The sequence below is a fragment of the Pseudomonas sp. p50(2008) genome, assembly GCF_015351605.1.
Classification (GTDB): Bacteria; Pseudomonadota; Gammaproteobacteria; order Pseudomonadales; family Pseudomonadaceae; genus Aquipseudomonas.
The window spans coordinates 41,093-60,727 of record NZ_JACMYF010000011.1; the positions used below are offsets into that span (position 1 = coordinate 41,093).

Here is a 19,635-nt window from a genome sequence, read left to right on the forward strand (position 1 = left end):
GCGTTCGGTAGCGACACCAGCGGGGCACCGAGCCGCCCCGCTACTTCATCAAACACTTGTGCATGATGATCGTGCGCTCGTCACCGTGAAACTCATCGCGGATTTTTCGATACCCCGACGAAGCATAAAAGCCCTCGGCAGTGATCGAAGACGGCACCCGCAAAACATCCAGGCCCGCGTCGATGGCCGCCACATGAATGACCGCCATGAGCTGCCGACCGATGCCGCACCCTTGATAGTGCGGGTCGACAAATACGCTTCGTACAACGTCCTTATCCAGGCTGGCGGTTGCGACGACCTGTTGATCGACCGTCGCCACATAGACCTGACGCTGCACCATCAACCCAAGAATCCCTTGCGGGGAAAAGCCCTGCTCCACGCGCGCGATGACGTCGGGCGAGTAATCCTGCGCGTTGGATTCACGCAGTGATCTGATCGTGATGAGGCTGATTGCTTCTGCATCGAGGGCTGTTGCGAGTCGAATATGACAATCCATTGGGTGTGCCTCCGCTCCGTGGAAAGGCCCATCGTAAACGGATGCGGCGATGGACGATAGATTGGGAGTAGTCGCCATAGATGTTGGGCAGAACCGGAGAAAAACGTCTACCGCGCATGATGGATAAGGAAAAAGTCATAGGTAACTTCCTACCACGTATAACGAGTAGTACTTATTAAGGGTTTCGGACTACAAAAAAAGTGAGCTAAACTCCCTATATCTTTTTCGCTATTGACGCACAGCCTCGGCCAGCAATATGTTTGCAGGAATCTCTGTCATAAAGCATTGCTTCGAGTGAAAAAAATTGAATCCGCGCCACCAAAAACTTTATAGAGCCCTTAAGCTGGCGCGCAATGATATTGCTTGCGTGGTGGACGGAGGTTTATTTAATGACGTGCATTGCGTGATCAAGGCGGGGGAGCATTTCTACATAAAATCGTTTTCAGACCAGGCTAAAGCCCTGAGTTTCCCTCCCCTGCCAACCACCGCTCTACAGCGGTATGAAATTGCTGTTGCCTTGCATGAGCAAGCTCAAACGGTAGTCACGAGCAACGTGTATGTGCCTCGATTGATGGCTGTGGATCTCGAAAACAGAGCCATTGCCATGGAGGGTGCCAAAGGGATTTACCTGTTTGAATACATGGTGAATCAAGCGACATTCTCTTTGGCTGTTGAAAGGGTTGCACACGTTTTAATATGGCTCAAATCCTTTCATGAATTAAAAAATTCGAACACACCTATTCTAAAAATCAACAGTGAAGCCTTCAAACGCTACAAAGCAATTCTTCAATACCAAAAATCTTTCGAATTCTTACAAAACAAAAACCTTGAGGAAGCAAATGCTTTTCTAAACGAACACCTGACAATAGAAGAGACTTTATTGCACGGAGATTTGAACTCCAGAAATATTATTATTTGCGAAGACGGACGCATTGCAATAATAGATTTCGAGCAAGGTCAATTGGGCTGTGGCACACACGACGCCGCCTATTTGATATCTGAAATAGTCATTGCTGCTTCGGTCATCGACGAGGATATCGAAGCAGTGATCAACTTGCTCTGGCACTGTTATGAAATTGACACCCGCAATATTGCCAAGTACAGGCGCTTCAGGCGTCACCTGAGTTTCCAAGTTCTGTACCGTCTGAAAGGGCCGTCTCAGGCTATCTGGACGGGACATTTGAACGACAAGGTAAAAGCCAACATTGATGCCTGGTGTGCCCAGGAATTCAGCAGCCGATTATGAGCTGCACCAGCTTCTCAGATCCGTTGATGTACTCATTTTCCTTTCTCACGGAATATCGAAAGCGAGCGCGTCGAAGTGAACGCTGATCACGGGTTTTAGACAGGAATAGTTATTGAGAAATGGCAGGGGCGGCTGGATTCGAACCAACGCATGGCAGGATCAAAACCTGCTGCCTTACCGCTTGGCGACGCCCCTGTATCTGTTGCGATGTGCGCGATGCACGGTGTTTCTGTGTCGCTGGTTTGTGAGCAACAGGAAGTGTTGCTGCGTTCGCTGTCAGCGCCGTAAGGCCCTGTGCAGGAATGCGCGGAAATTTATCAACTTTCGCTTCATCATGGAAGCCCAAAATAAGATTTTTTTCGTTTTAAAACAGTCGCTTGCCTCTACCACTATTGGCCAGGACACTCAACCAAAAAGTGCCAGCTGGTCATCCGGCCGGTCAGGCACCCAGCCAATTTCGCACGGGCACCACTTGGGATGCGATTAATGCGCTATACCGAATAGTTTCCCATGGCAGTTCTTCAACGTTGGAGGTTGGCAATGAAACTTGCAGGTTCACTGGCCCTCCTGATGATCACCGCCAGCCTGGCGGGCTGCTCGACTTCATCAAACCATGGCGTGAATGTTCCGTTGGTTGCCACTCGGCAGAACACCGGGCAGATCGGGTCCGTCACATTGACGAGCCAGGACAAGCAAACCGGCCTCAGCTTTTTCATCAGCGGAGCGCCGAGCGGGGTGACCCTACCCTTGCGCCTCTACACCTTCATCAATAAAGGCAGCTGCCAGCAACCTGGTCCGGTCGCCTACGCATTGAATGATCAGGTCAACACCGAACGCCAGGCCGTACGCGGTTGGACGATGTCCAGAACGGCACCTGTTGAGCTGTCGGTCCTGCTTTCCAATGAGCACTCAATATTGGTGCGAACGGCGCCGGAGAGTGGCAACGTCGATATCTTTTGCGGGGATATCAAGCAAGCAAGTGCGGGGTAGGTGCTCCATTGGTAGCCGTCACCCCGAATATCCCTGTGGCGAGGGAGTTTACTTCCTCGCCAAAGGGTATGTGCCAATCAGGGATTTACTTCGTGCTTTGCCAGCAACTCGGCAATTCTTTTACGCAGATCTCCGTGTATTTCCTCTGAGTAGGCGATCGCGGTTTTCCAGTCGTAGAACCACACAGGCATCTTGCGTTTGTCGTCCGGCTCGGAGTCGTAGCGCGGAAAAATGTGGCAATGCAGCTCAGGCTCTGAATTGCCCAGTATCTCGTCGTTCATACGAAGTGCATCGGTGGCCTGTAAAACCGCGTCTCCGATGCGCGCCATATCGAGCAGGTAGGTCGCGCGGGCTTGTGCATCCAGATCGTTCAGGCTTGATACGACAGGATCGGGCAGCAGCAGGCAGTATCCAGGTAGAAACTGCACGTCGCCCATGACCGCCCAACCGGACGCCATTCGGCAAATGACCTTATCGTTTGTTCCGTTGCGTGCCATCTCTACACGTTGCGATATCAGAGGCATTACGGGTCCTAGTAGTGTTGTCCATGGCATCGAATGCACAGTCTGGGGCAGGCATTGCGGATGAACGCGGTCGGTGGCGCCGCACGCTGAGTGACGCCACGGACGAACACGCAGACTCAGCCCTTGGCTGCCATCGCGGTCACTTCCACGCGCATGCCTTCCACGGCCAGAGCCGCCACGCCAACGGCGGCGCGAACCGGCCAGGGCTTGGCGAAGAAGCGTTTGTATACCTCGTTGAAGGCGGCGCGATCAGCCATGTCGGTGAGGTAGATGGTCAGGTGCAGGACGCGGTCCATGGAACTGCCGGCGCGCTCCAGCGCAACCTTGAGTGCCTGCAGGGTGCATTCGCTTTGCACTGTGATATCGCCCAGTTCCAGACTGCCGTCGGCACGGGTGGGGATCTGCGTGGAGACCAGCAGCCCGCCGAAACCGGTGACGTCGGACGAGATGGAATCCTCGTCAGGATCGGGGACGTAGGTGATGTCGTGGTTGGCCATGGGAATCTCTTGGTAAGGGGTCAATGGGTTGGCGGGCCGCTGAAAAAATGAATGCGGCGACGCCTTCTGCCGGGGCAGTTTACAACCCACATCGTCGAGTTCGCCATGCGCTCCGGCATCTTGCGTGTGTTGGGCAGCGGGCCGGGCCGCACGATCCCTTCTGATTGCGCCCTGCCCGACACCATTGCGCATCGACGCGCAACGGTGCGGATGATGGCATTACTTGTCGGACTTGATGCTGGTCCAGACGCGCGTACGCACGCGTTCAAGCTTCTGCGGAAGGGGCTGCACGACATACAGCGTCTTGAGGGCTTCGCTGGTCGGCGTGAGGTTCGGATTGCCGGTGATGTCCTTGTTGATCAACGCAAGCGAGTCCTTGTTGGCGTTGGGGTAGCCAAGGAAATCACTGATGGGGGCGATGACTTTCGGGTCCAGCAGCGTGTTGAGAAACTCGTGGGCCTCTTCGACGTTCTTCGCGCTTTTTGGAATCGCGAAGGTGTCAAACCAGATCGGCGCGCCTTCTTTTGGCAAGCGCCAATCCACCACCACACCGTTGCCGGCTTCTTTGGCGCGATTGCCAAACTGGTAGAAGCTGCCCGAGTAGCCGATGGCAACGCAGATATCACCATTGGCGATGTCGGTCATGTACTTGGCGGAGTTGAAATAGGTGACGTAGGGCCGAATCTTCATCATCAGCGCCTTGGCTTTCTCATAGTCGTCCGGGTTCTGGCTGTTCGGATCCAGCCCCAGGTAATGCAAAGCCAGGGGCAGGATTTCCGACGGTGAGTCGAGCATCGCCACGCCGCAGGCTTTGAGCTTTTCCATGTTCTCGGGCTTGAACACCAGGTCCCAACTGTCCACCGGGGCATTGTCACCCAGGGCCGCCTTGACCTTGGCCGGGTTGAAGCCGATCAGTACGGTGCCGTACATGTAAGGCACGCCGTACAGATTACCGGGGTCATTCTTGTTCAGCAGTTTGAGCAATTCAGGGTCTTGATGGCTCCAGTTCGGCAGTTTGGACTTGTCGAGTTTCTGGAAAACCCCCGCCTTGATCTGGGTTTCGATGAATTGGTTCGAGGGCACCACCAGGTCGTACCCCGAGTTGCCCGTCAGCAGCTTGGCTTCCAGGGACTCGTTGGTGTCGAAGGTGTCCCAGGTCACTTTGATGCCGGTGTCCTTTGCGAAATCCTTGGGCACGGACGGCAGGATGTAGTCCGCCCAGTTGTACACCCTCAGCTCGCGCTGTTCAGCCTGCACGGCGCTGGCGAGCAGCGTCAGCCCACACACAGTGGCGCCCAGTATGCGTTTCATCGTGACCATGGATTTTCCCCAAGTGTGACGTTAGTACGACGGTTTTTATGTTCTGTACACGGCAGCGGTTTTGAAAAAAGCCAAGGGCAAGATTTTGGTTGTTATATCGCTGGGCGCTCGGCAACACGCGCTCTTGTTCGATTCTTGCTGACAGTCGGGGTTGATCACAGTGCGAGGTTGGCCAAAAGGAGATCGAAGTGGCCAAAATCCATGTCCGCATTTGGACGATCAACGATCTATTGTGTGCGGCGAAGATGGATCTCGAAGAACGAAAAAGCCCGCGCGAGGCGGGCTTGGAATTTGAGTAGGTGGCCAGTGCTGGTATCTGGCTTACAAGGTTTATCAGGACTCCCACACAAGCGTTTTGTGCGCTCGTGCTTCACACGGCATCAGGGCTGGATCTCAGCGCGGAGATCTTTCTAACCGTGTACCCTTCGGAACGCTGCCCCGCGTTTCCTCGCTATCCGCTTGCGCATCAGTCTGCGTCTTCACCTACAGGTTTGAGAATAGCAAAGCCCCCGCAAAAACGTGTTCGCGTTTTAGATTGATTCGGCCTGACATTAGAACTGCCGGAAGCAAGAAAAACCCACGCTTGTCCCGTCGTCTTTTTTCGGTATACGTGGGGTGAATCAGGCTCGTATAGTCGATCCACCATAACGGGCAGCTACACTGACCCGTTCAACAGTCCGGCCGGTAATCAGTAGCCAATACGCGCCCTCTGAAAAAGCCCAATTTCACTAACGGGATGAACCGCAAAATGACGACGCAAACTGAAACTGCCATTCTCGCCGGAGGCTGCTTCTGGGGGATGCAGGATCTGCTCAGACGCTACCCCGGCGTGGTGTCCACGCGGGTGGGCTATTCGGGTGGAGACGTGCCCAACGCCACCTACCGCAACCATGGCACCCACGCCGAAGCGCTGGAAATCGTATTCAATCCGGATCAGATCAGTTATCGGCAAATCCTCGAATTTTTCTTCCAGATCCACGATCCGACAACGAAGAATCGCCAGGGCAACGATGTGGGAACCAGCTACCGCTCTGCCCTCTTCTACCTCAGTGAGGAACAGAAACGAGTCGCGGAAAACACCGTGGCCGACGCCGATGCGTCAGGCCTCTGGCCGGACAAGGTCGTCACCGAAATCGCACCTGCCGGACCGTTCTGGGAAGCCGAACCCGAGCACCAGGACTACCTCGAACAGTATCCGAATGGCTATACCTGCCATTTCATCCGGCCGAACTGGAAGTTACCCAAACGCAAATAGTCCCGAATCACCGCATAACTCTGTGGCGAGGGGATTCATCCCCGATTCACCGCACAACCCTGTGGCGAGGGGATTTAGCGAAACGTCGCACCGCCCCGTTCGGCTGCGTAGCAGTCGTAAAACCATCACACGCGGGTGTACCTGATACACCTCGGTTGCAGGTTTTGGGGCCGCTTCGCAGCCCAACGGGGATAAATCCCCTCGCCACAATTAGATCCCCTCGCAACAATATTGTGCCCGCCTGAAGCTTTTCTTCAGTGAACAGCATTACCTTTCCACAGGGTTATGCGATCACGGATCCACCTGCCCCATCAGCTCGGCCACCGTTTCCGGGCGTTTGGCGTAACGCTGCGCCAGCACCGCGCAAACCATCAACTGAATCTGATGGAACAGCATCACCGGCAATATCAGCACACCAATGGTGCTACCGGCGAACAACACCTGCGCCATTGGCACGCCGGTAGCCAGGCTCTTCTTCGAACCGCAGAAAAGGATGGTGATGCGATCTTCCTGATTGAAGCCAAAAGCCTTGCCAAGCACCGTCGCCGCCACGATGACCAACGCCAGCAAGATGCAGCAAACAACCACCAGCCCCGCCAGTTCCCACAGGGGAATCTGATGCCAGATGCCCTCAGTCACCGCCTCGCTGAAAGCCCCGTAAACCACCAGCAGGATCGACCCCTGATCTACAAATCTCAGCCAGCTTTTATTGCGCGCTACCCAGGCGCCGATCCAGCGACGCGCGATCTGCCCGAGAATAAACGGCAACAGCAATTGCACGCTGATCTTCAGAATCGCGTCGAGCGTCGAGCCGCCATCGCCATGAACGTCCAGCATCAGCGTGACCAGCAATGGCGTCAGAAAAATCCCGAACAGGCTCGACGCCGCCGCACTGCAAATCGCTGCGGGAATATTGCCCCGCGCCAGAGAGGTGAAGGCAATGGCCGACTGCACCGTGGCGGGCAGCGCGCAGAGGTAGAGCATGCCCATGTAAAGTTCATCGCCGATCATGGGCGCCATCAACGGTTTGAGCGCCAGGCCGAGCAATGGGAACAGCACAAACGTCAGGCCGAACACCAGCAGGTGCAGGCGCCAGTGGCCAGCGCCGGCGATGATCGACTCGCGGGACAGCTTCGCCCCGTGCAAAAAGAACAGCAGCGCGATGGCACTGTTGGTCAACCAGCCAAAGCCGACCGCGACTTGCCCGCTGGCAGGCAGCACGCTGGCGATGATCACCACGCCGATCAAGGTCAGGGTGAAGTTATCGGGGAGGAAACGAGGGCGAGTCATCAGAGAGATATCCGGGGGTTGCCAAGGACGTGGGAACGACTCTAACGTGACTGGCGATGACCGACTAACGCCGATGAGCCAGCTGATGCCGCCAAAAGGACATGATAAAAGCGTAAGACGCAGTATTCCCGGGCTTCCCAGCCTGCCGAGACCTGTCTACGGACGTACCGAATCGCTGCCGAACCGTGCGCTGACCCGACGCCACAGCCACCCGTGGGTGCAATTGTCGTACGCGATCCAGGGCGTGCTTGAAGTGCAAACCAGCGCCGGACGCTTCGTTGCTCCGCCCGAGCGTGCGGTGTGGATTCCGGCGGGCATGCCGCACCGGGTCTTCAGTTCGCCGCGCACGGAAATGCGCAGCTTGTACCTCGATTGCAGCGTCACGGCCTGGGCGCCGCAGCGCTGCCATGTCCTCGGCGTCAGCAATCTGCTGCGGGAGCTGATCCACGCGTTCAGCAAGATCCCGGTGGAGTATGAGCAGGACGGCGCGCAGGGACGGCTGACGCAGGTGCTGCTGGATCAGCTGGCCGAGGCACCCCAGATAGACTTGATGTTGCCACTGCCCCAGGACAGCCGATTGCGGCAGATTTATCACAGCCTGCAACTGCACCCGGAACAACAGACGACGCTGGCTCACTGGAGCCAGAAATTCAACGTGAGCGAGAAAACCCTGAGCCGATTGTTCCTGCGCGACACCGGCCTGACGTTCCGCGCATGGCGCCAACGCTTGCGCTTGCTCGGCGCCCTGACGCCTCTGGAGCAGGGCGCGCGGGTTACCGATGTGTCACTGGCCTGCGGGTATGATTCAACTTCGGCGTTTATCGCGGCGTTTCGGCAACAGTTTGGCGATACGCCAGGGGAGTTTTTTCGATAGAGAAAACACTCAACAGCGGCCAAACCTGGTACCTGACACACCGCCATCACAAGCAATCCGACACCCTGCAGGAGCTGCTGCGATCTTTGATCTTGATCTTCCCAAACCACAAACACAGCAAGATCAAAAGATTGCAGCCTTCGGCAGCGCCTACAGGTCGGGTTAGTCCACAGGCCGCTAAATCATCGGCGAACTGCTGACCACCCGCAGCGCCAGGCCTTCATAGGCATCCAGCGTAATGGTGAACTCACCCTCGTCTGTCAGGTCGCCTTCCACCCGCTCGTTGATGATATCGACCACCGGCCCCGGCGCGATGTTGGGCAGGTGCAAGGTTTCAGTGATCGGCGTCGAACCGAAATTCAGCGCGGTGATTTGCGTGCCTTTGCCGGCCGGCAGTTCGTGAACCATGATCAACAGACCGGGGTGCTGCACGTCCGGCACGAGGATCTGGCGACTGGCGGCAATGTCATAAGCGCGGCGCGCGGCGAGGATTTTTTTCAGCTGCGAGGCAAACGAATCCGGGTCCTTCAATTGCGTCGGCAAGCTGCCGTACAAGGTCTTGGGACGGGGCATCTGACCCGCCGACAATGGCGCGTCCGGGTTGAGGTCCACCAGATCGTAGGCACCGCGATGAATCCAGCGGGTATCGCCATCGAGCATCAGGTCCGCGACCTGTTCTGCCGGCAATGGCAACGCACCGACCAGGTCCCAACCCGACAAGGCAAACACCCCCGGCTGCATGGCGTTGTACATCACCAACAGCAGGTGCACCTGACGAATCTGCTGGATATCCGCGTCCGTGATCGCGTCGAGATCGCGAATCCCCAATGCCGCAGTGATGATGCTGGCGGTGGTGCACGACACGCCGTTGGTGACGAATTTCAGGTTGTAGGGTGCATGCTCCCCGGCGAGACGTTCGTACATTTGCTCGCGAATGTGTTCGCGCAAGATGCTGCCAGGAAAGGTTTGCCCCTGATACAGGTAGGTGTCATGGGCGTGCAGCGTCCAGAAATGCACCAGTTCGAGGGTCAGCTCATCGTGGTTTTGCAACGCGTGGATCAGCGAGCCCGGATCGATGCCCAGGGTGTGCATCTGGCGCAGCATCAAGCGCAGAAATTCGGTATCGCCCATCAGCAGGGCATGCTGGTAGGCCGGGCGAGTGATGAAGTCATAAGACAGGTCGGCGCCGCCGTGGGACATGGCGGCAATGTCGTCGACCGTCAGGTTCAGTTCCTGAAAACTGAAGCCGCCGGCTTTGCGAATGGCACCGGCCAGCAACTGGTTACCGGTGATCGACAACGGGTGGCTTTCCGACCAGGCGGTGCCATCGAGCTTGCGCTCCACGCCAAGAAAGCCGTTGGCGTCCAGACGCAGGATCTTCGCCCCCATCACGTCGATGGCATGCAGTGCGTCGCCGATGATCATCTGCTGCGCGGCGAACGTCGGGTCCAGCCAGTTCAACGACGGCTGCCCTTCCTTGAAGTAATGCAGGTACACCCAACGCCGCGGCTTGCCGTCGACGCCGATCACCACCGGTGTCGCGCTCCAGTCGGTTTCCTTGACCCCGGGCTCGAAGAAGATCACCCGTTGCAACTGACCGACGATGTAATGCTTGTCCCGCAGGATGTCGACCTGCTGCGGGCTGAGGTTCTGGGCATCGCGGCCTTCGGCAATGTCCGGCAGCAGCGGCCAGTCCTCCTCGCGAATTTCCACCATGTGGTAGAGACCCGGGTAGTCCTCATACGCCATCTCGGCCAGGCGAAAATCAGCGCCTTTGCCGGTGTGGGACGGAATCACGTCGTCGATGATCACGGCGTTGTGCGCGGCGGCCATGCGGGTCAGGGCCTGCAACTGCGCCTCGGTGCCCAGTTGCGGGTCGATCTCGAAACTAATGCGGTCGAAATTGCCATCGATGGTCGGTGTCTGCTCCGTGCCTCGCAAACCGCCCGACATCTTCAGCGGGCCATTGTGAATGCCCTGGATGCCGATTCTCGACAGTGCATGCCACAGGGTTTCATCGCCCAACGCCTCGAGCACGGTGCCGTCTTCGCGAGTGACGATGGACGCCGGATACGCGGTGAACCACACCGACGCCAGCGCCGACGCATCCCGAGGCCGGGTATGGGCGTAGGGCTGCTGCCACAGTCGACCCTGGCCCGAGTAGAGCTTGGCCCGCTGCCGCGCCGCGTGCAGCATCGATTGTTCTACCAGCCAGGACACATGGTTTTTTTCCGCCGCCGTCATAAAACAATCACCTGTTGTCTGGGTTCAAAATCGCACTCGGCCATCTCGCTTCAATGGCACGGCTCGTTTTCATATGAGGCCCTGACGGGGCATTCGTTGCATCTCTGGCGTCGACCCATGCCACTATCGAGTGATTGCAGTCGCCACCATCGCACAGGTAGTATTGAGAGCGATTCTCACTCACATCTGGAAAGCCGACCGGTGCAACCCTCTTCGACCCGCAAGCTGGGCTTCTTTTTCAGCGACCATCACCGCTGGCTGCTGCAGCATATCCAGCAGCGCCTGCGCAATCACGCGGACGCCGAGGACACCGCCGCCGACACCTTTTGCCAGTTGCTGGCGGCGCAGGTTGATCCCGACAGCATCGAACAACCTCGTGCGTATTTGTCGACTATTGCCCGGCGACTGATTTTCGATCGTCATCGGCGCCGCAAGCTAGAGCTGGCCTATGTCGAGCGCCTGTCCTTGCTGCCCGAAGCGCTGGCCCCCTCTCCCGAAGAACAACTGCTGCTGATCGAAGCGCTGGTCGCCATCGACCGGGCCATCGACGGCTTGCCACAGGTCGTCAAGGCCACCTTCCTCTACAGCCAGCTGGACGGCCTGAGCTACGTGGCCATCGCGCAGAAACTGGGGCTGTCGGAACGCACGGTCAGCCGCTACATGAAACAAGCCCTGCGTCAGTGCTACCTGAGTGAGTTGACACCATGAGCACTCGGCGCCTGGACCCTGTCAGCGAGGAGGCCATCGACTGGATGGTCAAGCTGCGTGCCGCGACGCCCGATGCCGCCTTGCAAGCGCGCTTCAATACCTGGCTGGGAGCAGCCCCCGCGCACCTGCAGGCCTGGACGACCTTGCAGGAACGCCTTGGCGGGTCCTTCAACACCGTCCGCACCCTGGACCGGCGCCTGCCCGGCCAGGCCGGTGAAGCCCGGCAAATCCTGCTTCAGCCCCACGGATCGCGACGGGATGCGCTGCGGGTCATTGCCGGTCTGGGTCTGTTGGGCGGCGGCCTGTGGCTCGGCGCACGCAGCCCCCTGGGAGACTCACTGCTGGCGGACCTGTACACCGGACGCGGCCAGCGACAGGACTTCAATCTGGCGGACGGCAGCCGCCTGAGCCTGAACGCCAACAGCGCCGTGGACCTGCGCTTCGACGACAAACAACGTCTGGTGATCCTGCGTCACGGCGAGCTGGTGATACAGGTGGCGCCCGATCCCCGCCGGCCGTTGCGCGTACGCACGGCCCAAGGTGAAGTGCGGGCGCTGGGGACGCGGTTCCTGGTGGCTCAGGAACAGGAAGCGACTCGGGTGATTGTGCTGCAGCATTCGGTTGAGGTGCAGCTTCAGGACGGCACGACCCGGACGCTGCAGGAAGGTCAGTCGGCCACGCTGTCTGACGCAATCATCACGCCCATCATCGGCGACCAGCGCGCTCGCGCCGACTGGATGGTCGGACGCCTGAATGTGCTCGACGAACCCCTTGAGCAAGTCGTCGACGCATTGCGCCCTTACAACCGGGGATTTGTCCGCGTGGCACCCGAAGTTCGTCACCTGCGCGTTCAAGGTGTTTTCCCCCTCGACGACCCGGACCGCACTCTCAACGCACTGGCCGAAACCCTGCCGATCCGGGTGGATCGCTACAGTCCCTGGCTGACGCTGGTTCGAGCAAAATAACCAACATAACCCTCTCAAAGCCCGCCACATGGCCAGAGCGATGCTTGATAATTTTTAACAATAATTCTTATTCGTGTCCGGTTTTTGATTCTCATCCCACCTATCTCCTGACACTTACAAATCATCAGGAGAATGCTGTGTTCAACCCGTGGCCCCACGCCCTTTCCGTCGCCGTTGCCCTAGCCACCCTGGCCAGCCCTGCCCTGGCCCAGGCGCAACCTCTGACTTTCAACCTGCCGGCCGGACCGTTGGCCGCCACGTTGAATGCAATTGCCAGCCAAAGCGGCCATATTGTTTCCCTCGAACCCGTGCTGGTACAGGGCAAACAGGCGCCAGCAGTGGTTGGCCAGATGCTCCCCGAGCAGGCGATGAACAAGGCACTGGCCGGCAGCGGGCTGCAATTGCGCGTGACCGGTCAAGGAAACTTCAGCGTCGAGCCGGCGCCGGACAACAGCGCAGCGTTGCAACTGGGCGCAACCAACATCGTTGAACGCAGCGTCGACGCCACCACCGAAGGCTCCGGCTCCTACGCCGCGCGGGCAGTAACCATCGGCAAAGGCACGCACACCCTCAAGGAAATTCCGCAGTCGGTCACCGTGATGACCCGCAAGCAAATGGACGATCAGGACCTGACTGACCTCAAGGATGCCGCCAATCACACCACCGGCCTGGTCGGCGTTCAGGGCGTGGGCAAAGGCATGATCCTGACCTCACGCGGCTTTCAGATCGATGACTGGCAATACGACGGCGTCCCTATCCCGCGCAACATGTATGCACTGGGAAACTGGGCGACTCAGGACCTGATTTTCTTTGATCGCCTGGAAATCCTGCGCGGTGCTTCCGGCTTGCTCCAGGGCACCGGCAGCCCGGGTGGCGCGATCAACCTGGTCCGCAAACGCGGCCAGAACGCACCCACCGTAACCCTCACCGGCAAGGCCGGCTCCTGGGACCGCTACGGCCTGCAACTGGACGCTGGCGGCCCGCTGAATCAGAGCGGCACGGTGCGTGGACGCCTGGTCGCCGACGAGGACGACAGCCATTCGTTCATCGACTACGAATGGAGCAAAACCCACTCGCTGTACGGCGCACTGGATTTCGATCTGCGCGAGGACACTACCCTGGGCCTGGCGGTCAGCCGCACCGAGGCCGAGTCGCGCCCGATGATCCGTGGCCTGCCGCGCTACGCCGACGGCAGCATGGTCAACGTGCCCCGCTCCACCTTCACCGGCTCGACCTGGAACCACTCGCAAATTGACGTCACCACGGTCTATGCAGACCTGGAACACCGGTTCAATGACGATTGGGCATTCAAGGTCGGCGCCGTGCACATGACTGAAGACAACGAAGCCAAAAACCAACGGCTGCAATCCTCAGGCGCAAGCATCAATGACGATGGCAGCGGCGTGCAATATGCCGACTTCGTCTCGGACTTTGACGCCACCAAGATCGGCCTGGACATGAACCTCACCGGGCACTTCGATGCCTTGTCCATGCCGCAGGAAGTCATGATCGGCAGCAACTACTCCAAGCTGCATTCCGACGACAAATTCGCCCGCACCTTCAACAACAGTACGGACACGATCTTTGGCATTGACCACCATCGTCCCGAGATCAGCTACGAGGGAATACTCAACACCCCGGGTGGTCGCGCCACTCCCAGCAAGTACGACATCAGCCAGAAAGGCCTTTATGGCAGCTGGCGGGTCAAGCCGTTCGAGCCACTCACACTGGTGCTTGGCTCCCGCGTCAGCTGGTACGACTACAGCTACAAGTCGTCGACCCAGAACGCATTTGAAGATTTCGCTACGCCCCAAGCCCCTAGCAACATGAGCGAAAACGGCGAAGTCACGCCCTACGCCGGCATCGTTTATGACCTGAACCGCGAGTGGGCGGTCTACGCCAGCTACACCGACGTGTTCGAGCCCCAGACTTCGCGCACTGTCAGCGGCTCGGTGCTCAAACCGGTGATCGGCAGCAACTACGAAGTCGGCCTCAAGGGCGAACTGATGGATGGCCGGGTCAATACGTCCCTGGCGCTGTTCCGCTACGACCAGGAAAACCGCGCGGTCAACGATGTGGCCTCGGGTTTTGCCTGCGACGGCTGGTATTGCTCCACCGCCTCGGGGAAAGTCCGCAGCCAGGGCCTGGATGCCGAAATCAGCGGTGAAGTGCTCAATGGTCTGCAACTGTTCGCCGGCTACACCTACAACACCACCCAGTACCTCGACGACCCGGACAACGAAGGCAAGACCTTCAGCACCTGGACGCCCAAGCACATGTTGCGGGTATGGAGCGACTACCAGTTCAGTGGCGACTTCAACCGTCTCAGCACCGGTCTGGGCTTCACGACACAGAGTCACACCCTGGGTTACGAACACACCTATGAAGTGCCGGGCTACACCGTGTGGAATGCGCGTGTCGGCTATCAGCTCACCCCGGAAGTCGGCCTCGCGGTCAACGCCAACAACCTGTTCGACAAGCGCTACATCACCGCCGGGTTTAACCAGCTTAACGGCAACAACAACTACGGTGATCCACGCAACCTGATGTTCAGCGTGAAATACACCCCGCAGTTTTAAGCCTGTTCAATCATCCTCATGCAGCTTGATACCCCGGGCATGCAGCAGATGGGGAACCAGCAGCACCAACAGCGTCAACGCCAGGAACGCAGCCGATATGGGCTGCGTGACGAAAATCAGCCAGTCGCCCTGGCTGATGGACAAGGCGTTGCGCAGCTGTTTTTCCGCCATCGGCCCCAGCAACATGCCGACGATCACCGGGGCCACAGGAAAGTCGAACCGCCGCATCAACACCCCGCCCCAGCCAATCCCGAGCATCAGCAACAGATCGAATGACGAGTGACGCATGCCGTAAACGCCAATGGTGGCAAACACCAGAATCCCGGCGTTCAGGTACGGTCTGGGGATCTGCAGCAGCTTGACCCAAAGGCCCACCAGCGGCAGGTTCAACACCAGCAAAATGACGTTGCCGATGTACAGCGAAGCCACCAGCGTCCAGACCAGGTCGGCGGACGTTTCGAAGAGCATCGGCCCCGGTTGCAGGTTGTAGTTCTGGAACGCCGCCAACAATATCGCCGCCGTGGCGGATGTCGGAATGCCGAGGGTTAATAGCGGCACCAGCGAACCGGTCGCGCTCGCATTGTTCGCCGCTTCCGGCCCGGCGACCCCTTCGATGGCCCCCTCGCCTTTGTTCGCGGAAAACTCCTTCGGGTACTTGCTGAGTTTGCGTTCGGTGGAGTAAGACAGGAAGGTCGGAATTTCCGCGCCGCCGGCCGGAATCGAGCCAAAGGGAAAGCCGATCAGCGTGCCCCGCAGCCAGGCGGGAATCGAGCGCTTCCAGTCCGCGCGGGTCATCCACAACGAGGTCAGGCGATGCCGGCCCGAAGTTTCTTCTTTCTGATACAGCAGGCTGTACAACGCCTCCCCCACCGCAAACAGACCGACCGCCACCAGCACCACTTCGATGCCGTCCACCAGTTCCGGCACGCCCAAGGTGTAGCGGGCGATCCCGGAGGTCGAGTCCAGGCCGATCAAGCCGATGGCCAACCCGAGCCCCAACGATGCAAAGCCGCGCAACATCGAAGCGCCGAGCACCGCAGAAACCGTCGTGAATGACAGCACCAGAATCGCGAAATACTCCGCCGGGCCGAAGTTCAGCGCCAGCCTGGCGACCACCGGGGCGAACAGGGTCAGCAGGATGGTGGCGATGGTGCCGGCGACAAACGATCCGATCGCTGCCGTGGCCAGCGCCGGTCCGGCTCGACCGTTGCGGGCCATGAGGTTGCCTTCCAGGGCCGTGACCATGGACGACGATTCGCCGGGTGTGTTGAGCAGGATGGACGTGGTCGAGCCGCCGAACTGCGCACCGTAGTAGATCCCGGCGAACATGATCAGCGCGCCGGTCGGATCGACCTTGGCGGTGATCGGCAGCAGCAAGGCCACTGTCAGCGCCGGGCCGATACCCGGCAACACGCCAATGGCGGTGCCGAGCAAACATCCGATAAAACCCCACATCAGATTGATCGGTGTGAGCGCCGCTGAAAACCCCATCGCCAGGCTCGAGAGAATGTCCATGCTGTCGATCTCCTCAGATCCAGGCGTTGACCAGCGGCGGCAGGGAAACCCCGAGTCCGGCGTTGAACAGCCAGTAAATCGGCAAGGTCAGGGCCATGCCGATGGCCAGGTCTCGCAGCGGATGACGACTGCCGAATCCCCTGGCAGAACAGGCAAAGAGCAACGCGGCCGCCAACACAAAACCAATGACATCAATGAGCAAGGCCACGGCGACAAGCCCCGCCGTCACCCACGCCACCCCCGCCTTGCCACCGGGTAGCGCGCGGGCCGATTCATCCTCATGGTCGGCGAGATCGCGAAAGCCGCCGGTCAGCGCCTGATAACACAACACCAGGCCGACAACGCCGACGAAGGCCGCCAGCGCGTAGGGATAGACGTACGCCGCCAGAATGACGAAGCCCATTTCGGCGGGAAACCGATAGGCACCGAGCGCCAGCGTTGCACAGAGGGCAATCAGGCCGACGCCGATCGCCAGTTGCGCGGGCACTATCGAGCGAGTCCCGGCCATTTCAAAGCAGCCCGACCTTGACCAGCATCGCGCGCAACCGCACGTGTTCTTCGTCGACAAATTTGCCGAAATCGTCACCGGTCAGGATGCTTGGCGACCAGGCATTGGTCTGGATGTTGTCCTGCCAGGTTTTGCTTTTAGTGGCCGCTACCACCGCTTCGATGACGGCCTGGCGCTGTTCGGGCGTGAGGTTCGCGGCACCGTAGACACCGCGCCAGTTGCCGATCGTCACGTCGTAGCCGCTCTCTTTCAGCGTCGGCGCATCAATGCCCTCGACCCGATTCGGCGCGCCAATAGCCAGGACCCGGAACTGACCGTTCTTGATGTACTGACCCAGCTCTGCATAGCCGCCCGTGATGACCTTGATCTGGCCACCCAAGGCTTGCGCCACCACCTCACCGCCACCGGCGAAGGCTACGTAATTGACCTTGTTGACCGGCACATCCAGCTTGCTCGCCAACTCGGCAATGCCGATGTGATCGATCGACCCCTTGGAGCCGCCTCCGAAGGTCACACTGGTCGGCTTAGCCTTGAAATCCTTGGTCAGGTCATCCAGGGTTTTGTAGGGCGACTCCTTGCGCACGGCGATCACGTTGTACTCGGTGAACAACCGCGCAATCGGCGTCACGTCCTTCAAGCTGATCTGCGGTTTGTTCTGCTCAATGCCCGCGACCATGATCGCACCGACCACCAGCAACGCATTCGGATCACCCTTGGTGCTGTTGGCAAACTGTGCCAGCCCCAACGTCCCGCCCGCACCGCCCTTGTTCTCGAAGGTCGCGGACTTGGCGGTGCCAGCTTCCACCATGGCCTTGCCCAGCACCCTGGCGGTCTGGTCATAGCCACCGCCCACAGAGCCTGGGGCCATGAACTTGACGGTGTCCAGGGCGAAGGCCGGTGTGGCGAAAACGGCAGCGGTCAGGGCTACAGCGACGCAGCGGCGGAATGAATGGACCGAAGCAAACATGGGGGATTCTCCCTGGATTGTTGTTTTTATGGCGAGCCGGTTTCAGACAGCGTAGGGCACAAAATCTGGGTACACCACAAATCAACTGTGGGAGCTGGCTTGCCGGCGATGGCGGGGTGTCAGTCACAGTGATGCTGGATGTCCCTGCCTCATCGCGAGCAGGCTCGCTCCTACAGTGAACTTCGGCGGAGGCAAAATCTGGGCACACCACACATCACCTGTGGGAGCTGGCTTGCCAGCGATGGCGGTGTATCAGGCAATGGAGATGTTGAATGTAGAGGCCCCATCGCGGGCAAGCCCGCTCCCACAGTGAACTGCGGCGATCACAAAATCCGGGTAATCCACAAACCCCCTGTGGGAGCTGGCTTGCCAGCGATGGCGGTGTGTCAGGCGATGATGATGCTGGATGTGCCGGCCCCATGGCGAGCAAGCCTGCTCCCACAGTGAACTGCGGCGATCACAAAATCCGGGTAATCCACAAACCCCCTGTGGGAGCTGGCTTGCCAGCGATGGAGGTGTGTCAGACGATGATGATGTTGAATGTACGGGCCTCATCGCGAGCAGGCTCGCTCCTACAGTGAACTACAGCGGGCTCAAAATTTGTGTACGGCCACACATCCCCATGTAGGAGTGAGCCTGCTCGCGATGACGGACTGTCATCCAGCACCAATGTCGGCTGATACACCGCCACCGCAGGCTATCAACCCTCTCTCATTTCACCTGCATATTCCCCCGCAGAAACCCCATCAACTCCGCCGCCGCCGGCGACAGGCTGCGGCCTTTGCGGCACAGGATTCCGATCTGCCGTTCGACCTTCGGCTCCGCCAACGGCAAGAACACCAGCTGCTCATTGCCAACCGGAAACGCCAACGAAGGCAACGTGGTAATCCCGATCCCCTCCTCAAGCATTGCGATCAGCGAAATCATGTTGGAGACAAACAACAGACTGCTCTCCAGCAACCCCGCCGCCTGCGTGCCTTCGAGCAAACGCGAGGTGCCGTTGCGCACCAGCGGGTAATCTTGCAAGCGAGACCAATGCAGCGCTCCGCCCTGGGCAACCAGCGGGTGATCCTTGCGACACACCACGCCTACCTGATCGCTCAGGATCGGCACGAATTCAATGTTTTCATCCGGCATCCAGACACTGCTGATGCCGAAATCCACCTGACCTTGGGATAACAGTTGCTGCACGCTGTCCGCGTTTCCGTCCTGAATGCTGATCTGGATCTTCGGGTGCTCGCTGACAAACCGCGCCAGCAGTTGCGGCAATAATCGGCTTGCTACCGAAGGCACGGTAGCGATGCTGACCTGGCCGATTTCGTGCCGGGCCAGCAAGCTCACCTCACTGGCGATGCGATCGTGGTGTGCGAGCAGGTCCTGAAACAGCGGCAAGCAATGCTCGCCAAAAGGCGTCAACTCGGTCTTGCCGCCCTTCTCGAACAACGCCTGACCCAGCTTCTGCTCCAGTTCACGAACAGCCAGGGACAACGCAGGCTGCGTGCGATAGGCCTGTTTAGCCGCGCCGTGGAAACTTTTGAGCTGCGCGACGAGTACGAAATAGCGCAGCTGGGTGATTTTCAGCTCGGGCAGCATGGTAAGTTTTCCTTATCGTTTCATTTCTATTATTAATTTTTATTTGCAGATTAATACTCGCAAG

General features: G+C 58.8%; 17 protein-coding genes and 1 tRNA gene. 7 read left to right on the forward strand and 11 right to left on the reverse strand.

Translation table 11 applies throughout. The features are described from left to right. Positions 1-40 precede the first annotated feature (40 nt). The gene (locus H7698_RS27220; protein WP_194693535.1) at positions 41-496 is read right to left on the reverse strand and encodes a GNAT family N-acetyltransferase; all 456 of its coding nucleotides are present in this window, start codon (positions 494-496) and stop codon (positions 41-43) included. A gap of 304 nt (positions 497-800) precedes the next feature. Between H7698_RS27220 and H7698_RS27225 the strand changes: the two genes are divergently transcribed. Further along, positions 801-1,742: a phosphotransferase gene (locus tag H7698_RS27225; protein ID WP_194693429.1), complete on the forward strand. Its 942-nt coding sequence runs from the start codon at positions 801-803 to the stop codon at positions 1,740-1,742. Between the two features lie 120 nt (positions 1,743-1,862). Here H7698_RS27225 and H7698_RS27230 read toward each other — a convergent pair. Then, positions 1,863-1,937, reverse strand: a tRNA-Gln gene (locus tag H7698_RS27230). 345 nt (positions 1,938-2,282) lie between these two features. Between H7698_RS27230 and H7698_RS27235 the strand changes: the two genes are divergently transcribed. Continuing rightward, the gene (locus tag H7698_RS27235) at positions 2,283-2,732 is read left to right on the forward strand and encodes a hypothetical protein (protein WP_194693536.1); all 450 of its coding nucleotides are present in this window, start codon (positions 2,283-2,285) and stop codon (positions 2,730-2,732) included. A gap of 77 nt (positions 2,733-2,809) precedes the next feature. Here the strand turns inward: H7698_RS27235 and H7698_RS27240 are convergent, their stop codons facing one another. The 3 genes from H7698_RS27240 to H7698_RS27250 all read right to left on the reverse strand — a co-directional run bounded on the left by H7698_RS27240 (position 2,810) and on the right by H7698_RS27250 (position 5,073). After that, positions 2,810-3,256, reverse strand: a complete 447-nt coding sequence (locus tag H7698_RS27240) for an HIT family protein (RefSeq protein ID WP_194693430.1) — start codon at positions 3,254-3,256, stop codon at positions 2,810-2,812. Positions 3,257-3,372: 116 nt separating this feature from the next. Beyond that, the gene (locus H7698_RS27245) at positions 3,373-3,753 is read right to left on the reverse strand and encodes a RidA family protein (RefSeq protein WP_162440659.1); all 381 of its coding nucleotides are present in this window, start codon (positions 3,751-3,753) and stop codon (positions 3,373-3,375) included. A 219-nt stretch (positions 3,754-3,972) separates the two neighbouring features. Beyond that, positions 3,973-5,073, reverse strand: coding sequence for a polyamine ABC transporter substrate-binding protein (locus H7698_RS27250; RefSeq protein WP_162440658.1), 1,101 nt, complete (start codon positions 5,071-5,073; stop codon positions 3,973-3,975). A 748-nt stretch (positions 5,074-5,821) separates the two neighbouring features. Between H7698_RS27250 and msrA the strand changes: the two genes are divergently transcribed. Beyond that, positions 5,822-6,328, forward strand: a complete 507-nt coding sequence (msrA, locus tag H7698_RS27255) for a peptide-methionine (S)-S-oxide reductase MsrA (protein ID WP_194693431.1) — start codon at positions 5,822-5,824, stop codon at positions 6,326-6,328. Positions 6,329-6,619: 291 nt separating this feature from the next. On the opposite strand, the gene H7698_RS27260 is transcribed toward msrA, so the two are convergent. Beyond that, positions 6,620-7,618 carry a bile acid:sodium symporter family protein gene (locus tag H7698_RS27260; RefSeq protein ID WP_194693432.1) on the reverse strand — a complete coding sequence of 333 codons (999 nt, stop codon included), beginning with the start codon at positions 7,616-7,618 and terminating at the stop codon, positions 6,620-6,622. 85 nt (positions 7,619-7,703) lie between these two features. Here H7698_RS27260 and H7698_RS27265 point away from each other — a divergent pair, with 85 nt between their 5' ends. Continuing rightward, positions 7,704-8,492 carry an AraC family transcriptional regulator gene (locus H7698_RS27265; RefSeq protein ID WP_194693537.1) on the forward strand — a complete coding sequence of 263 codons (789 nt, stop codon included), beginning with the start codon at positions 7,704-7,706 and terminating at the stop codon, positions 8,490-8,492. 177 nt (positions 8,493-8,669) lie between these two features. Here the strand turns inward: H7698_RS27265 and treS are convergent, their stop codons facing one another. Beyond that, positions 8,670-10,736, reverse strand: a complete 2,067-nt coding sequence (treS, locus tag H7698_RS27270) for a maltose alpha-D-glucosyltransferase (protein WP_194693433.1) — start codon at positions 10,734-10,736, stop codon at positions 8,670-8,672. Positions 10,737-10,937: 201 nt separating this feature from the next. Here treS and H7698_RS27275 point away from each other — a divergent pair, with 201 nt between their 5' ends. The 3 genes from H7698_RS27275 (at position 10,938) to H7698_RS27285 (ending at position 14,988) form a co-directional block, all read left to right on the forward strand. Beyond that, complete coding sequence (locus H7698_RS27275; protein WP_194693434.1) at positions 10,938-11,444, forward strand: sigma-70 family RNA polymerase sigma factor; 507 nt, start codon at positions 10,938-10,940, stop codon at positions 11,442-11,444. Beyond that, on the forward strand, positions 11,441-12,409 hold the full coding sequence (locus H7698_RS27280) for a FecR domain-containing protein (protein ID WP_194693435.1): 969 nt from the start codon (positions 11,441-11,443) through the stop codon (positions 12,407-12,409). The genes H7698_RS27275 and H7698_RS27280 overlap by 4 nt, the downstream gene beginning before the upstream one ends. A gap of 137 nt (positions 12,410-12,546) precedes the next feature. Continuing rightward, complete coding sequence (locus H7698_RS27285) at positions 12,547-14,988, forward strand: TonB-dependent siderophore receptor (protein ID WP_194693436.1); 2,442 nt, start codon at positions 12,547-12,549, stop codon at positions 14,986-14,988. Positions 14,989-14,994: 6 nt separating this feature from the next. Here H7698_RS27285 and H7698_RS27290 read toward each other — a convergent pair whose 3' ends face one another. The 4 genes from H7698_RS27290 to H7698_RS27305 all read right to left on the reverse strand — a co-directional run bounded on the left by H7698_RS27290 (position 14,995) and on the right by H7698_RS27305 (position 19,571). After that, positions 14,995-16,503: a tripartite tricarboxylate transporter permease gene (locus tag H7698_RS27290; RefSeq protein WP_194693437.1), complete on the reverse strand. Its 1,509-nt coding sequence runs from the start codon at positions 16,501-16,503 to the stop codon at positions 14,995-14,997. A gap of 13 nt (positions 16,504-16,516) precedes the next feature. Then, positions 16,517-17,011: a tripartite tricarboxylate transporter TctB family protein gene (locus tag H7698_RS27295; RefSeq protein WP_194693438.1), complete on the reverse strand. Its 495-nt coding sequence runs from the start codon at positions 17,009-17,011 to the stop codon at positions 16,517-16,519. 1 nt (position 17,012) lies between these two features. Next, positions 17,013-17,978 (reverse strand): Bug family tripartite tricarboxylate transporter substrate binding protein, encoded by a 966-nt coding sequence (locus tag H7698_RS27300; protein ID WP_194693439.1) that lies wholly within the window; start codon positions 17,976-17,978, stop codon positions 17,013-17,015. Between the two features lie 711 nt (positions 17,979-18,689). Further along, positions 18,690-19,571, reverse strand: a complete 882-nt coding sequence (locus H7698_RS27305) for a LysR family transcriptional regulator (protein ID WP_194693440.1) — start codon at positions 19,569-19,571, stop codon at positions 18,690-18,692. Between the last annotated feature and the right edge of the window lie 64 nt (positions 19,572-19,635).

What these genes read in the sequence shown, in the direction of transcription:
- H7698_RS27220 (WP_194693535.1), bottom strand. Translation starts at nt 496, where the DNA reads ATGGATTGTCATATTCGACTCGCAACAGCCCTCGATGCAGAAGCAATC.
- H7698_RS27235 (WP_194693536.1), top strand. Translation starts at nt 2,283, where the DNA reads ATGAAACTTGCAGGTTCACTGGCCCTCCTGATGATCACCGCCAGCCTG.
- H7698_RS27240 (WP_194693430.1), bottom strand. Translation starts at nt 3,256, where the DNA reads ATGCCTCTGATATCGCAACGTGTAGAGATGGCACGCAACGGAACAAAC.
- H7698_RS27245 (WP_162440659.1), bottom strand. Translation starts at nt 3,753, where the DNA reads ATGGCCAACCACGACATCACCTACGTCCCCGATCCTGACGAGGATTCC.
- H7698_RS27250 (WP_162440658.1), bottom strand. Translation starts at nt 5,073, where the DNA reads ATGGTCACGATGAAACGCATACTGGGCGCCACTGTGTGTGGGCTGACG.
- msrA (WP_194693431.1), top strand. Translation starts at nt 5,822, where the DNA reads ATGACGACGCAAACTGAAACTGCCATTCTCGCCGGAGGCTGCTTCTGG.
- H7698_RS27260 (WP_194693432.1), bottom strand. Translation starts at nt 7,618, where the DNA reads ATGACTCGCCCTCGTTTCCTCCCCGATAACTTCACCCTGACCTTGATC.
- H7698_RS27265 (WP_194693537.1), top strand. Translation starts at nt 7,704, where the DNA reads ATGCCGCCAAAAGGACATGATAAAAGCGTAAGACGCAGTATTCCCGGG.
- treS (WP_194693433.1), bottom strand. Translation starts at nt 10,736, where the DNA reads ATGACGGCGGCGGAAAAAAACCATGTGTCCTGGCTGGTAGAACAATCG.
- H7698_RS27280 (WP_194693435.1), top strand. Translation starts at nt 11,441, where the DNA reads ATGAGCACTCGGCGCCTGGACCCTGTCAGCGAGGAGGCCATCGACTGG.
- H7698_RS27290 (WP_194693437.1), bottom strand. Translation starts at nt 16,503, where the DNA reads ATGGACATTCTCTCGAGCCTGGCGATGGGGTTTTCAGCGGCGCTCACA.
- H7698_RS27295 (WP_194693438.1), bottom strand. Translation starts at nt 17,011, where the DNA reads ATGGCCGGGACTCGCTCGATAGTGCCCGCGCAACTGGCGATCGGCGTC.
- H7698_RS27300 (WP_194693439.1), bottom strand. Translation starts at nt 17,978, where the DNA reads ATGTTTGCTTCGGTCCATTCATTCCGCCGCTGCGTCGCTGTAGCCCTG.
- H7698_RS27305 (WP_194693440.1), bottom strand. Translation starts at nt 19,571, where the DNA reads ATGCTGCCCGAGCTGAAAATCACCCAGCTGCGCTATTTCGTACTCGTC.